The following is a 13,082-nucleotide window of genomic DNA, read 5'->3' on the forward strand; positions in this document are numbered from 1 at the left end:
GTTCACCCGGAATTCCCCCGGAGCGGGGAGGGGACACAGATGCCGACCGAAACGTCTGTTCCTTTTCTTGAAGGCCACGACGGATACGCGAGCTTCCGGATTCCTGCCGTCGTCGCCACTCCGTCCGGCGTTCTGCTCGCGTTCTGCGAGGGGCGCGTCGGCTCGCGTGAGGACTCCGGGAACATCGACATCGTCCTGAAGAGATCCACGGACGGAGGCCGAAGCTGGGGCCCGCTCCATGTGGTGGCCGCGAACCGGGACGACCTGGCGGGCAACCCCGCGCCGGTGGTCCTGGACACGGGCCGGGTCCTGGTGGTCCACGTACGCAACGCCGCCGGAGCCACCGAGACGGCCATCAGGCGGGGCGAGATCCCTCCCGAGGAGGGCCGCAGGGTCTGGGTGGTGCACAGCGACGACGACGGGCTGACCTGGTCGCCGGCGAGGGAGATCACGGAGCAGGTGAAGCGCCCGGACTGGCGCTGGTACGCGACCGGCCCGGGCCACGCTGTCCAGACGACGGCCGGGCGGCTGGTCATCCCGGCGAACCACTCATTCCCGTCCTCCGACGGTGGTCACTGCCTGCTGAGCGACGACCGGGGCAGATCCTGGCGGCTCGGGTATGTGGTCGATGGCAGGAATGTGAACGAGACCACGGTGGCGGAACTGCCCGACGGGGGGCTCTACTTCAATGCCAGAGAGCAGTCATCTGCACCAGGAACCCGCTTGGACGCCCGCTCTAAGGACGGCGGGGAGACGCTGGTGACGGCGTTCCGCCCACAGGCCGGCCTCGTCGGACCGGTGGTGCAGGGAAGCCTGCTCGTGGCGGAGGGGATTTTGTTGTACGCGGGCCCGGCGGACCCTGTGCGCAGGGCGCGGATGGCCGTACGGGCGAGCTGTGACGATGGGGTGACTTGGCGTGTGGCGTACACCGTGGACGGGAGGCCGGCCGCCTACTCGGACCTGGTCCGTGTGGACGGGGGTACCGTCGGACTGCTGTACGAGACCGGAGACTTCAGCGCGTACGAGAGCATCACGTTCCGGCGGATCCCCGTCGTACTTCTGACGGCGGGTACGGCTGAGTAGGGTCACGGTATGACCTCTACAGACAGTGTGCAGACGCCTCCCGCCAAGGTCCCCGCCAAGGACCCCTGGGATCTTCCCGACGTATCCGGCCTCGTCGTGGGCGTGCTCGGCGGCACGGGCGATCAGGGACGGGGCCTCGCCTACCGGCTGGCCCGCGCGGGCCAGAAGGTGATCATCGGATCCAGGGCGGCGGAGCGCGCGCAGGCCGCGGCGGACGAGCTGGGCCTGGGAGTCGAGGGCGCGGACAACGCGGAGTGCGCCCGCCGCAGCGACATCGTGATCGTCGCCGTCCCGTGGGAGGGCCACGGCAAGACGCTGGAGTCGCTGCGCGAGGACCTCGCGGGCAAGCTCGTCGTCGACTGCGTCAACCCTCTCGGGTTCGACAAGAAGGGTGCCTACGCCCTGAAGCCGGAGGAGGGGAGCGCCGCGGAGCAGGCGGCGGTGCTGCTGCCTGAGGCGCGGGTGGCGGCCGCGTTCCATCACTTGTCGGCGGTTCTTCTCCAGGACGAGTCGATCGACGAGATCGACACCGATGTGATGGTGCTCGGCGAGGAGCGGGCGGACGTGGAGATCGTCCAGGCGCTGGCCGGCCGCATCCCCGGTATGCGAGGAGTGTTCGCGGGGCGGCTGCGCAACGCGCACCAGGTGGAGTCGCTGGTCGCCAACCTGATCTCGGTGAACCGCCGCTACAAGGCACACGCGGGTCTGCGCGTGACCGACGTATAGGCACGCGCGGGCGTGGGGGACACTGGTTGGCGTACGACTTTCCGTCCGACAGGAGCCACCCCCCATGCCCCGCCTCGCTCTGTACGCCCTCGTCGTCTGCGTCCTCTCCGTGGCAGCCGCCGTCGTCGCCTTCGCGCAGGGCAGCCTGCTGGGCATCGTCTGGGTGCTGCTCGCCGGGCTCACCTCGAACATGACCTGGTACTACGTGCGCCGGGCGAAGATCGAGAAGCAGGCGAAGGCGGAGGCGGCAGCCGGCCCGACCGCTACTGCGTGACTACGGGGATCTCGGGAGTGCCCTGCCAGAAGCGGTAGAACTGCTGCCCCCAGTACGTGTCCCACTCGGTGACACCCAGGGCGCGCATGATGGCGTGGACCATGTCGAAGAACACCTGGTTCACCCCCGGGATCCACAGGACGGCGAAGATGGCCAGTAGGCCGAACTGCGCGAACGGCTCCATCTGACGCCGTACCCCCTGGGGCAGCCACGGCTCGATCACGCCGTAGCCGTCGAGGCCGGGGACGGGGAGGAAGTTGAGAATGGCCGCGGTCACCTGGAGGAGAGCCAGGAAGCCCAGCGCGTAGCGGAACGTGTCGGGCACGCCGTCGAGCGCGTGCAGCCAGAACGGCGCGGTGCACACGACCGCGAACAGCACGTTCGTCAGCGGTCCGGCCGCAGAGATCAGGCTGTGCCGCCAGCGCCCCCGGATCCGGCCCCGCTCGATGAACACCGCGCCACCGGGCAGCCCGATCCCGCCCATGATCACGAAGATGACCGGGAGCACGATGCTCAGCAGGGCGTGCGTGTAGGCGAGAGGGTTGAGGGTCAGATAGCCCTTCGCGCCGATCGAGATGTCCCCGCTGTGCAGCGCCGTCCGTGCGTGCGCGTACTCGTGGAGGCACAGGGAGACGACCCAGGCGCCCGTCACGAACAGGAAGACGGCGAGGCCGGGCTGCGCGGCGAAGTCCGTCCACACCGCCCAGCCGGAGACCGCGGTGACGGCGGCGATGCCGAGGAAGACGGGGCTGATCCGGCGATCGCTGTGACGGGTGGCAGCGGTGGTCATGGAGAAGGGCTCCTACGTGGTGCCGTTGGCTGAGCTGGGTCGTGAAGGCGAAGGGACGACCGTATCGCCGGTGCGGTGTCAGGGAAACGCTTCAAGGAGTGTCCTGGGTTCCGGGGATCCCCCGTTGCCGAAACCCAGGAGCGGACAGGCGCCCTGTACGGGGACAATGGGCCGGTGCGCTACCGCATCCTCGGTTCCACACAGGTACTCCGCGACGACGGCACGGCCGTCCCCGTCGGCGGGGCGCGCCTGCGTGCCCTGCTCACGGTGCTGGCGCTGCGGCCCGGCCGGACCGTCCCGCCGCAGGTCCTGGCGGAGGAGGTGTGGGGCGCGGATCCGCCCGCCGATGTCGCCGGCGCGCTCCAGGCTCTCGTCGGGCGGCTGCGCCGGGCGATCGGGGCCGACGCCGTGCACTCCCTGGACGGTGGCTACCGCCTTGCGGCCGCTCGCGAGGACATCGACCTGTTCCGCTTCGAGCGGCTCGTCGGGGACGGCGTGGGGGCGCTGGCCGACGGGGATCCCGGCAAGGCGGCCGCCGTCCTCGACGACGCGCTGGCGCTGTGGCACGATCCGGCGCTCGCCGACCTGCCGGACCGTTCGGCGGACGCCGCCCGCTGGGAGGCCCTGCACCTGGACGCCCGCCGCACCCGCCTGGCCGCGTCCCTGGCGCTGGGCCGGGCCGAGGCCGCGCTGCCCGAGCTGACGGCGCTGTGTGACGCGCGTCCGCTGGACGAGCCGCTCCAGGCGCTGCGGCTGCGCGCCCTGCGCGACGCCGGGCGCCCGGCGGAGGCCCTGGCCGCGTACGAGGGGGTACGCGTGATGCTCGCGGAGCGGCTCGGGACCGACCCAGGGCCGGAGCTCCAGGCACTGCACGTCGGCCTGCTGAGCCCGTCCGCCCCCGCACCGGCCCCCGGCGGCAGCCGCCCCGCCGCCCCCGGCAACCTCCGTGCCCGCCTCACCTCCTTCGTCGGCCGGACCGACGACATGGAGGCGATCCGCGAGGAGCTCGCCCGGGAGCGGCTCGTGACGCTGCTCGGGCCGGGCGGCGCGGGCAAGACCCGGCTGTCCCAGGAGGCCGCCGAGGGCATGGACGTGCCGGACGGCGTGTGGTTCGTGGAGCTCGCGCCCGTGGAGGATCCCGACGCCGTGCCGGAGGCCGTCGTCACCGCGCTGGGAGCCCGGGAGACCGTGCTGCGCGGCGCCGGCGCCGAGGAGCTGCGGGCCGCCTCCGACCGGCACGGCGACGACCCGGTCGTCCGGCTCACCGAGCACTGCGCGCGCCGCCGCATGCTGATCGTCCTCGACAACTGCGAGCACGTCGTCGACGCCGCCGCCCGCCTCACGGAGCAACTCCTCGGCCGGTGCCCTGGCGTGACCGTGCTCGCGACGAGCCGTGAACCCCTGGGCGTACCGGGGGAGTTGCTGCACCCCGTGGAGCCGCTGCCGGAACCGTTCGCGCTGCGGCTCCTCGGTGAGCGGGGCGCGGCCGTCCGGCCGGGGTTCCGGGTCGAGGACGACGAGCGGGCCGCCGCCGAGATCTGCCGGCGCCTCGACGGGCTGCCCCTCGCCATCGAGCTCGCGGCCGCCCGGCTGCGCATGCTCACCCCGCGACAGATCGCCGACCGCCTCGACGACCGCTTCCGGCTGCTCACCTCCGGAGCCCGCACGGTCCTGCCCCGGCAGCAGACGCTGCGAGCCGTCGTCGACTGGTCCTGGGACCTCCTCGACGAGGGGGAGCGGACCGTCCTGCGCCGGCTCTCCGTGTTCAGCGGCGGCTGCGACCTGGCCGCGGCCGAGGCCGTGTGCGGGCCCGGCGCGCTCGACGCGATCGGCTCACTCGTCGACAAGTCCCTTGTCGTGGCGGCCCCTTGGGGCGGAGAAGGCACCGACGGCGGCATGCGGTACCGGCTCCTGGAGACCGTCGCCGAGTACGCAGGTGACCGGCTCGACGAGGCCGGTGACCGGGCGGGCGCCGACCGCGCCCACCTCACGTACTACCGCGAGCTGGCCCGCACCACCGACCCGCAGCTGCGCGGCCACGGGCAGCGCGCCGCGATCGCCCTCCTGGAACGCGAGTACGAGAACCTGCGCACAGCCCTGCGGCACGCCACCGCCGCGCGGGACGAGCAGGAGGCGCTGTCCCTGGTGCTGTCGCTCGCCTGGTTCTGGCAGATGCGTGACCTGCGTGTCGACGCGCGTAACTGGGCGCGCGAGACCGTCGCGCTCGGCCCCGATCCCTTCGCCCCGCCCGCCGCGCCCGCGCCCCCGCTCCACGAGCGCTGCACCGACAACCCGCCCCCGCTGCGCGGCGAACTCCTCGTGGAGGCGCGCCGCGAGGTCCATCTGCTGCGGCTCGCCTACATGGACATGGAGATGGAGACCTGGCAGAGCGAGGAGGGTGAGGGGAAGCTGCGGGCCATCGCGCAGGCGTACCGCCCCGGCCTCCCGCAGACCTGCCGCCCGCCGGGCAACCTCTGGTTCTACGCGGTGATGATGAGCGGCGACATCGACGGGCTGTGGGACCTCGCCGACATCACCGTGAAGACCTGCCGCGAGCTCGGCTACACCTGGGAGCTGGCCCTCACCCTCCAGCTGCGGGCCAACATCCTCGCCAACCGCAGCGACCGGTCGGGCGACGCCGTCCGGGACGCGGACGAGGCCCTCGACCTGTTCACCCGGCTCGGCGACCAGTGGGGGGTCGCCGAGGCACTGTCCGCGCGCGGCGAGGCCCATGAACGCAAGGGCGCGTACACGGAGGCGGCGGCGGACTACGCGGCCGCCATCGAGGGCGCCGAACTCCTCGGCGCCCAGGCGCAGGTCGCCCTCCTGAACGCGCGGCTCGGGCAGGCCCTGATCGAGGAGGGCGACGGCGAGCGCGGCGAGGCGCTCCTGCGCGGCATCCTCGACCCCGACAAGCGCCACGCGAACGAGGCCTGGCCGGCCGCCCGCATGTTCCTGGCCGGGCGGTACGGCGCCACCGGCCGCATCGCCGAGGCCCGGGAGCAACTGCGGCTCCTCCAGGAGGAGTTCAAGGCGATGAACTTCGTCGTCTTCCGGGGGTTCATCGCCGGGATGCACGCCTGGCTCGACTCGGCGGACGGCCACGCGCGCAAGGCACTCGCCCGCGCCGCCCACGCCCTGGAGCTGGCGCGCGACCCGCTGTCCGTGGTGATCGCCCCGCACATGCCCGCCCTGCACCTGGTCACCGCGGGCCGCGCCCTGAGCCTGAGCGGCGAGGCCGCCGACGCCCGCGACGCGGGCCGCCTCGTGGGAGCGGCCGACGGGCAGCTGCCGCCCGGGCATGTGCGGTCCTATCTGGAGCGTGACGCCCGCGAGTCCGCCGAGGCCGCGATCCGCGCGGTCCTCGGCGACCGCGCGTACGAGGCCGCGTACGCCGAGGGCGGCGGCCTGTCTCTCGACGAGGCCACCGCCCTGGTGGACCGCTACCGCGACTGACCCGTGCACGGGACGGCGCCGGCCCCCGTGAACGTCAGCTCTTTGTACGGAACTTGTGGATCGCGATCGGAGCCATCACGAGCGTGAGGGCCGCGGCCCAGATCACCGTCACCCACACGTCGTGCGCGGCCGGGCCGCCCACCATCAGGCCGCGCGCGGAGTCCGCGAGCGTGGACAGCGGGTTGTAGTCGGTGAAGGCCTGGAGCCAGCCCGGCATCGACTGTGTCGGCGCGAAGATCGACGAGCCGAACTGCAGCGGGAACAGCACCAGGAAGCCCATGGCCTGCACGGACTGGGCGCTCTTCATCGTGACGCCGAGGACCAGGAAGATCCACATGATGGACGTGCCGAACAGCGCGCTCAGGCCCACGGCGGCGAGCAGGCCGCCCCAGTTCGTGATGTCGAAGCCCACCAGGACACCGACGATCATCATGATTGTCGTCGCGATGAGCAGCCGCATCAGCTCCACCACGATCTTGGCGAAGAGCACCGAACCCTGGCCGATCGGCAGGGTGCGGAAGCGGTCCATGATGCCGTTCTGGAAGTCCTGGTTGAAGCCGGTGCCGACGGCCATGGCGATGTTCATGCTCATCATCGCCATCATGCCGGGGACCACGTACTGCACGTACTGGTCCTGACCGCCGCCGAGCGCCTGCCCGATCGAGCCGCCGAAGACGTACACGAACAGGAGCGTGAAGACGATCGGCATCATGACCGCGTCGAACATCGACTCGGGGTCCTGACGGATCCACAGCAGGTTGCGGCGCACCAGCGCGCCGGTGTGACGGATGTGGGAGCGCAGGCTGATGCGCGCGTCCGCGTCGCCCTTGAGGGGCGGTGCCAGCGTGGCGGCACTCATACGGAGGCTCCTTCGAGGTCGGCGGAGCGGGTGTCGTCCTGCGGGGCACTGGCCTTCTGGCCGGTGATGGACAGGAACACCTCGTCCAGGCTGGGCAGTTCGGTGGAGATCGAGCCGATCGTGATGCCGCGCGCGGTGACCGCGCCGACCACGGCGGTGAGCTGTTCGTCGCTGAGGATCGGCACCAGCACGGCGCCGGCCTCGGTGTCCACCGTCGACGTGGCGAGGCCGGTGAGGCCCATGTCGTCGAGCGCGGTGGCCAGCGGGCGCAGCTCCAGGGGGTCGGCCGGGCGGATGCGCAGGGTGCGGCCGCCGACCCTCGCCTTCAGGTCGTCGATGGCGCCGCTCGCGATGACCTTGCCCCGGTCGATGACCGTCAGCTCGGAGGCGAGCTGCTCGGCCTCCTCCATGTACTGGGTGGTGAGCAGGACGGTGACACCGTCGCCGACCATGCGCTGGACCTCGGTCCACACCTCGTTGCGGGTGCGCGGGTCGAGGCCGGTCGTCGGCTCGTCCAGGTAGAGCACGGAGGGGCTGCCGATCATCGACGCGGCGAGGTCGAGCCGGCGGCGCATGCCTCCGGAGTACGTCTTCGCCGGGCGCGTGGCCGCCTCGGTGAGCGAGAACCGCTCCAGGAGGGCGTCGGCGCGGGCGCGGGCGTCCTTGCGGGACAGATCGAGGAGGCGGCCGATCATGTACAGGTTCTCGCGGCCGGAGAGCTTCTCGTCGACCGCGGCGTACTGGCCGGTCAGGCCTATCACGCGGCGCAGCTGCCGGGGCTGCTTCACCACGTCGTACCCGGCGACGAACGCCGAGCCGGAGTCGGGGGTGATGAGGGTGGACAGGCAGCGGACGAGGGTGGTCTTGCCCGCGCCGTTCGGACCGAGCACGCCCATGACCGTGCCCTCGCGCACGTCCAGGTCCACGCCGTCCAGCGCCTTGGTCTCGCCGTAGTGCTTGACCAGCCCCCGCACCGTGACGGCGGCCGGGCCGTCGCTGGGCTTCTTGTCGATTCGCGTCATGCCGAACAAGGTGCCAGCCGCCACCGACAATCCGCCGACAGGCGGCCGACAGCCCGCCGACGGGGGAAGATCGACGGGCTGCCGTGGTGCCGCATTGGTTCAGTTGTGGCCGTGAGGCCGAGCGGTCCCAGGGTGTGTCCGACCCTGATCCGCCGGACACGCCCTAGTGGACCGAGTGCTCCTCCGAGGGGAACGTTCCGCCGACCACGTCCTGGGCGAACGCCTTCGCCGCCTCGCCCATGACGCCGCGCAGATCCGCGTACTGCTTCACGAAGCGCGGCATCTTGCCGCCGGTGAGGCCGAGCATGTCCGTCCAGACGAGGACCTGGGCGTCGCAGTCCGGGCCCGCGCCGATGCCGACGGTCGGGATGTGCAGGGACCGGGTGACCTCGGCGGCCAGCTCGGCCGGGACCAGTTCGAGGACGACGGCGAACGCGCCGGCGTCCTGCGCGGCCTTGGCGTCCCGCAGCAGCCGGTGCGCGTCCTCGTCCCCGCGGCCCTGGACGCGGTACCCCATGGTGTTCACGGACTGCGGGGTGAGGCCCAGGTGGGACATCACGGGGATGCCGGACTGCACGAGCAGCTCGGTCTGGGCCAGCGAACGCTCGCCGCCCTCCAGCTTCACGGCGCCGACCCCGGCCTCCTTGACCAGGCGCGTCGCGGACCGCAGGGCCTGGACGGGGCCCTCCTGGTACGAGCCGAAGGGGAGGTCGCCGACGACGAGGGCGCGCTTGGTGCCCCGTACGACGGCGGCCGAGAGCATCGTCATCTCGTCGAGGGTGACGGGCACGGTGGTCTCGTAGCCGAGGTGACAGTTGCCCGCGGAGTCGCCGACGAGCATGACCGGGATGCCGGCCTCGTCGAAGACGGACGCGGTCATCGCGTCGTACGCGGTGAGCATCGGCCACTTCTCGCCGCGCTCCTTGGCGAGCGCGATGTCGCGCACCGTGACACGCCGGGAGCTCTTGCCTCCGTACAGCGCCTTGCTGCCATGGCTGCTGTCGGAGTTGCTCTGCGTGGGCTGCGCGCTCTGCGGGTTCTCGGGGCTGTTCTGGGCAGCCGAAAGCTGCGTCATCGCAACGGCTCCTTCTGTTGTCTCGAGGCGCCCTCACGGCGTCCCCGGATCGCCTCCATGGTGGCACTGCGTGCCGACGCGGCGCTAGTGGGGTGTGACGTGCGCCGCGGCCCGCCCGGCAGCGGCCCCGCACCGGATTCGTAAAGTCTTCTTAAGGCCTTCCAATACGAGACGGTCTCGTATCGAAATTGCCCTAGGCTTTCCGTATGACCACTCCCGCCGCTCCCGCGGCCCCGCGCATACCGGAGGCCGTGCACCGCCGCCGCTGGGCGATCCTCGGCGTGCTGATGCTCAGCCTGCTGATCGTCGTCCTCGACAACTCCATCCTGAACGTCGCGATCAAGACGATCTCGACCCCGGCCCCCACGGGCCTCGGCGCCACGCAGAGCGAGCTGGAGTGGGCGATCAACGCCTACACGCTGGTCTTCGCCGGCCTGCTCTTCACGGCGGGACTCCTCGGAGACCGGCTCGGGCGCAAGAAGGTCCTGGTCGGCGGACTCGTCGTCTTCGGCCTCGGCTCCGCACTCGCCGCCGAGTCCGGATCACCCGTACAGCTCATCGTCTTCCGGGCACTTATGGGCCTCGGTGCCGCCTTCGTCATGCCGGCCACGCTCGCCGTCCTGATGAACGTCTTCGAGCGGGACGAGCAGCCCAAGGCCATCGGTATCTGGGCGGGCGGCGTCGGCCTGGCCATCGCCATCGGCCCGATCACCGGCGGTCTGCTCCTCGACCACTTCTGGTGGGGCTCGGTCTTCCTGGTCAACGTGCCCATCGTGATCATCGCCGTCGTCCTGATGCTGGCCCTCGTGCCGGACTCCCGCGACCCCAGGCCCGGCCGTATCGACCTCGTCGGCGTGGCCCTCTCCGTCGTCGGACTCGTCCTGCTCGTCTACGGCATCATCAAGGGCGGCCAGCTCGCCGACTTCACGGACCCGGCGGTCCTCGGCACGATCGGGGCCGGACTCGTCGTCCTCGTCGCCTTCGTCCTGTACGAGAGGCGCAGCGACCACCCGTCCATCGACATCAGGTACTTCAAGAACAAGGTGTTCTCGGCGGCGATCGCCGCCATCGCGCTCGTCTTCTTCGCGCTGATGGGCGTCACCTTCTTCTCGGTCTTCTACACCCAGAGCGTGCGCGGCTACTCGCCGCTGCAGACCGGCCTCCTGATGCTGCCGCTCGCCGCCGCCCAGCTGATCTTCGCGCCGCGCGCCCGCCTCGTCGTCGACCGCTTCGGCGTACGGGCCGTGACGACCGGCGGCCTGGTGCTCCTCGCCGCGATGCTCGCCGCGTTCATGATCCTCGACGCGGACACGCCCATCTGGGTCCTCGAAGTCGTCTTCTTCCTGATGGGTACGGGTATGGCGCACGTCATGACCCCCACCAGTGTCGTCATCATGCAGGCCCTGCCCCGCGAGAAGGCGGGCTCCGCGTCGGCGCTCAGCAACACGTTCCGCCAGGTCGGCGGCGCACTCGGCATCGCCGTGCTCGGCTCCGTGCTGTCCACCGCGTACCGCAGCGGCATCCAGGACAAGCTCGGCCTGCTGCCCCCCGGCCTGCGGCACACGGCCGGCGAGTCCATCGAGGCCACGCTCGGCATCGCGGCGAAGCTCGGCCCGAGGGGCGACGCGCTGGTCGGCGCGGCCAACGACTCGTTCCTGCACGCCATGCACGTGACCGCCCTGTGCGGGGCCGGGGTGGCCCTCGCCAGCGCCGTCGTCACCGCGCTGTTCCTGCCGGGGCACGCACCCGAGGCGCCGGTCGAGGAGAGCACCGAGGAGACCGTCAGGGCGGGCCGATGAGGTGACTTGAGATAATCGCCGCTGGACGCGGAGACGCGAGGACCCAGAGGCGACGAAGCGACGGGAAGGCGGAGAGGCGGAGTGGCCGTGGACGTGGTGGGCGCGGGGCGCGCAGGACGGGGGCGCCCGCGCAGCGAGGCCGTCGAGCGGGCCATCGTCGAGGGCGTCCTCAAGCTGATCGAGGAGGGCGTCCCGCTCACCGAGCTGTCCATCGAGCGGATCGCCCGCACCGCGGGCGTCGGCAAGGCGACGATCTACCGGCGCTGGTCCGGCAAGGAGGAACTCTTCGTCGAGGTCCTGCGCATCATGGAGGACCCTGAGCCCGAACTGCCGGGCAACTCCATGCGCGAGGACCTGATCGTCCTCCTGGAACACCTGCGCCGACGCGGCCTGTCCCTCCGCTCCTCGGCCCTGCTGCACAACGTCTTCGCGCAGATGAAGAGCCTGCCGAGGCTCTGGGACGCGTACCACGCCACCGTGATCGAGCCGCGCCGCCGCGTCATGTTCGACGTGCTGCGGCGCGGCGTCGAGAACGGTGAGCTGCGCCCCGATGTCGACCTCGAACTCGCCAACGACTTCATCGTCGGGCCGATGCTCCTGCGCACGATGATCCGCCCCGACGCGCCCCTCGCCGACGACCTCTCCGAGCGGATCGTGGACTGCGCGCTCGCCGGGCTGCGGCCACCGGACTGAATGTGCGCGTTTCGTCACAGAGGCCCCGTACACCCCGCCGAAGCGGAACTCCCGGTGCCTGTCCGCTCGTCCTCGTGCCCGTACGGCCGTCGTGGACGGCGAGGAGGGCGCCGATCATCCCCTAGGGTTTCAGGGCGAGGTCGGTGTGCACGGCAGGGCAGTGAGGCGACGACGGTATGGCGCAGGGGTTCAGGACGGAAACGGGTGGCGGCGGCTCGGGGCACCAGCCTTCCAGAGACCCGCTCCGCCGCCTGACCGGCGGATGGCGCGGTGACCGGGGGATGTGGCGCCGCGGAGCGGTGCTCGCCGTACTGGCCGTTCTGGTCGCGCTCGTGATGCTGTTCCACGCGCAGATCCCCAACACGCTCGGGAACCTGGGCTCCCTCACCGAGACGTTCCTCCCGTGGCTGGGCGTGTTCGTGCCCGTGCTGCTCGTCCTGGCGCTCGTACGGAAGTCGGCGACGGCGCTGGTCGCCGTGCTGGTGCCCGCCATCGTGTGGCTCAACCTCTTCGGCGGGCTCCTCACCGACAAGGCGGGCGGGGCCGGCGGGGCGGCGGGCGGCGAACTGACCGTAGCCACGCACAACGTCAACGCGGAGAACCCCGACCCGACCGGCACCGCCGACGGCATCGCCGCCTCCGGGGCCCAGGTCGTCGCCCTGGAGGAACTCAACGCCGGCGCCGTGCCCGTCTACGAGCGTGCGCTCGCGAAGTCGTACCCGTACCACGCCGTCGCCGGCACGGTCGGGCTGTGGAGCAAGTACCCGCTGAGCGGGACGCGGCCTGTCGACATCAAGCTCGGCTGGACGCGCGCGATGCGGACGACGGTCACCACGCCGCAGGGCGGGGTCGCCGTGTTCGTGGCGCATCTGCCGTCGGTACGGGTCAAGCTGCACGCCGGGTTCACCGCGAGTCAGCGTGACACCAGCGCCGACGCGCTCGGCGAGGCCATCGCCCATGAGTCGCTGGGCAAGGTCATCCTGCTCGGGGACCTCAACGGCACGATGAACGACCGCGCGCTGAACGGTGTCACGGCGCAGATGCGTTCCACGCAGGGGGCCGCGGGCAGCGGTTTCGGGTTCAGCTGGCCCGCCTCGTTCCCCATGGCCCGTATCGACCAGATCATGGTCAAGGGTGTGGAGCCGGTCACGTCGTGGACGCTGCCCGAGACCGCCAGCGATCATCTGCCGATCGCGGCGACGGTGGATCTCACCCGGTCTTGACGGGGAGGAAACCGGGGGTTCATCACACGGAACAGTGGGCGCGAGAGAGTTTGTTCCGCACGTAAACTAAAAGCTCTCGCGC

General features: G+C 71.4%; 11 protein-coding genes. 7 read left to right on the plus strand and 4 right to left on the minus strand.

Annotated elements, in window-relative coordinates; translation table 11 throughout:
• Window positions 1-39 precede the first annotated feature (39 nt).
• From EOT10_RS11620 to EOT10_RS11630, 3 genes are all read left to right on the plus strand, one after another.
• Window positions 40-1,083, plus strand: a complete 1,044-nt coding sequence (locus EOT10_RS11620) for a sialidase family protein (protein WP_223280933.1) — start codon at window positions 40-42, stop codon at window positions 1,081-1,083.
• 9 nt (window positions 1,084-1,092) lie between these two features.
• Entirely contained in the window at window positions 1,093-1,809 is a 717-nt protein-coding gene (gene npdG, locus EOT10_RS11625; RefSeq protein WP_127828042.1) for an NADPH-dependent F420 reductase, read from the plus strand.
• 64 nt (window positions 1,810-1,873) lie between these two features.
• Window positions 1,874-2,083, plus strand: coding sequence for a hypothetical protein (locus tag EOT10_RS11630; RefSeq protein ID WP_127828043.1), 210 nt, complete (start codon window positions 1,874-1,876; stop codon window positions 2,081-2,083).
• Here EOT10_RS11630 and EOT10_RS11635 read toward each other — a convergent pair.
• Window positions 2,073-2,873 (minus strand): site-2 protease family protein, encoded by an 801-nt coding sequence (locus tag EOT10_RS11635; RefSeq protein ID WP_127828044.1) that lies wholly within the window; start codon window positions 2,871-2,873, stop codon window positions 2,073-2,075. The genes EOT10_RS11630 and EOT10_RS11635 overlap by 11 nt on opposite strands.
• Before the next feature lie 174 nt (window positions 2,874-3,047).
• Between EOT10_RS11635 and EOT10_RS11640 the strand changes: the two genes are divergently transcribed.
• Window positions 3,048-6,329, plus strand: a complete 3,282-nt coding sequence (locus EOT10_RS11640; protein ID WP_127828045.1) for an AfsR/SARP family transcriptional regulator — start codon at window positions 3,048-3,050, stop codon at window positions 6,327-6,329.
• A gap of 34 nt (window positions 6,330-6,363) precedes the next feature.
• Here the strand turns inward: EOT10_RS11640 and EOT10_RS11645 are convergent, their stop codons facing one another.
• The 3 genes from EOT10_RS11645 to panB form a co-directional block, all read right to left on the minus strand.
• Window positions 6,364-7,188: an ABC transporter permease gene (locus EOT10_RS11645; protein WP_127828046.1), complete on the minus strand. Its 825-nt coding sequence runs from the start codon at window positions 7,186-7,188 to the stop codon at window positions 6,364-6,366.
• A complete protein-coding gene (locus tag EOT10_RS11650; RefSeq protein ID WP_189491446.1) occupies window positions 7,185-8,210 on the minus strand; it encodes an ATP-binding cassette domain-containing protein in 1,026 nt (341 codons plus the stop codon). The genes EOT10_RS11645 and EOT10_RS11650 overlap by 4 nt, the downstream gene beginning before the upstream one ends.
• Window positions 8,211-8,373: 163 nt before the next feature.
• Window positions 8,374-9,285 carry a 3-methyl-2-oxobutanoate hydroxymethyltransferase gene (gene panB, locus EOT10_RS11655; protein ID WP_223280934.1) on the minus strand — a complete coding sequence of 304 codons (912 nt, stop codon included), beginning with the start codon at window positions 9,283-9,285 and terminating at the stop codon, window positions 8,374-8,376.
• A gap of 206 nt (window positions 9,286-9,491) precedes the next feature.
• Here panB and EOT10_RS11660 point away from each other — a divergent pair, with 206 nt between their 5' ends.
• The 3 genes from EOT10_RS11660 (at window position 9,492) to EOT10_RS11670 (ending at window position 13,000) form a co-directional block, all read left to right on the plus strand.
• Window positions 9,492-11,084 carry an MFS transporter gene (locus EOT10_RS11660; protein ID WP_127828048.1) on the plus strand — a complete coding sequence of 531 codons (1,593 nt, stop codon included), beginning with the start codon at window positions 9,492-9,494 and terminating at the stop codon, window positions 11,082-11,084.
• 81 nt (window positions 11,085-11,165) lie between these two features.
• Window positions 11,166-11,777, plus strand: coding sequence for a TetR/AcrR family transcriptional regulator (locus EOT10_RS11665; protein WP_127828049.1), 612 nt, complete (start codon window positions 11,166-11,168; stop codon window positions 11,775-11,777).
• A gap of 281 nt (window positions 11,778-12,058) precedes the next feature.
• Window positions 12,059-13,000, plus strand: a complete 942-nt coding sequence (locus EOT10_RS11670; protein WP_431313277.1) for an endonuclease/exonuclease/phosphatase family protein — start codon at window positions 12,059-12,061, stop codon at window positions 12,998-13,000.
• Window positions 13,001-13,082 lie beyond the last annotated feature (82 nt).

Origin of the sequence: Streptomyces antnestii, from assembly GCF_004005495.1 — a bacterium.
GTDB classification, from domain to species: Bacteria; Actinomycetota; Actinomycetes; order Streptomycetales; family Streptomycetaceae; genus Streptomyces; species Streptomyces antnestii.

Bases quoted from the DNA above. Each gene is read 5' to 3' on its own strand.
- EOT10_RS11620 (WP_223280933.1), top strand. From the start codon at position 40: ATGCCGACCGAAACGTCTGTTCCTTTTCTTGAAGGCCACGACGGATAC.
- npdG (WP_127828042.1), top strand. From the start codon at position 1,093: ATGACCTCTACAGACAGTGTGCAGACGCCTCCCGCCAAGGTCCCCGCC.
- EOT10_RS11630 (WP_127828043.1), top strand. From the start codon at position 1,874: ATGCCCCGCCTCGCTCTGTACGCCCTCGTCGTCTGCGTCCTCTCCGTG.
- EOT10_RS11635 (WP_127828044.1), bottom strand. From the start codon at position 2,873: ATGACCACCGCTGCCACCCGTCACAGCGATCGCCGGATCAGCCCCGTC.
- EOT10_RS11645 (WP_127828046.1), bottom strand. From the start codon at position 7,188: ATGAGTGCCGCCACGCTGGCACCGCCCCTCAAGGGCGACGCGGACGCG.
- EOT10_RS11650 (WP_189491446.1), bottom strand. From the start codon at position 8,210: ATGACGCGAATCGACAAGAAGCCCAGCGACGGCCCGGCCGCCGTCACG.
- panB (WP_223280934.1), bottom strand. From the start codon at position 9,285: ATGACGCAGCTTTCGGCTGCCCAGAACAGCCCCGAGAACCCGCAGAGC.
- EOT10_RS11660 (WP_127828048.1), top strand. From the start codon at position 9,492: ATGACCACTCCCGCCGCTCCCGCGGCCCCGCGCATACCGGAGGCCGTG.
- EOT10_RS11670 (WP_431313277.1), top strand. From the start codon at position 12,059: ATGTGGCGCCGCGGAGCGGTGCTCGCCGTACTGGCCGTTCTGGTCGCG.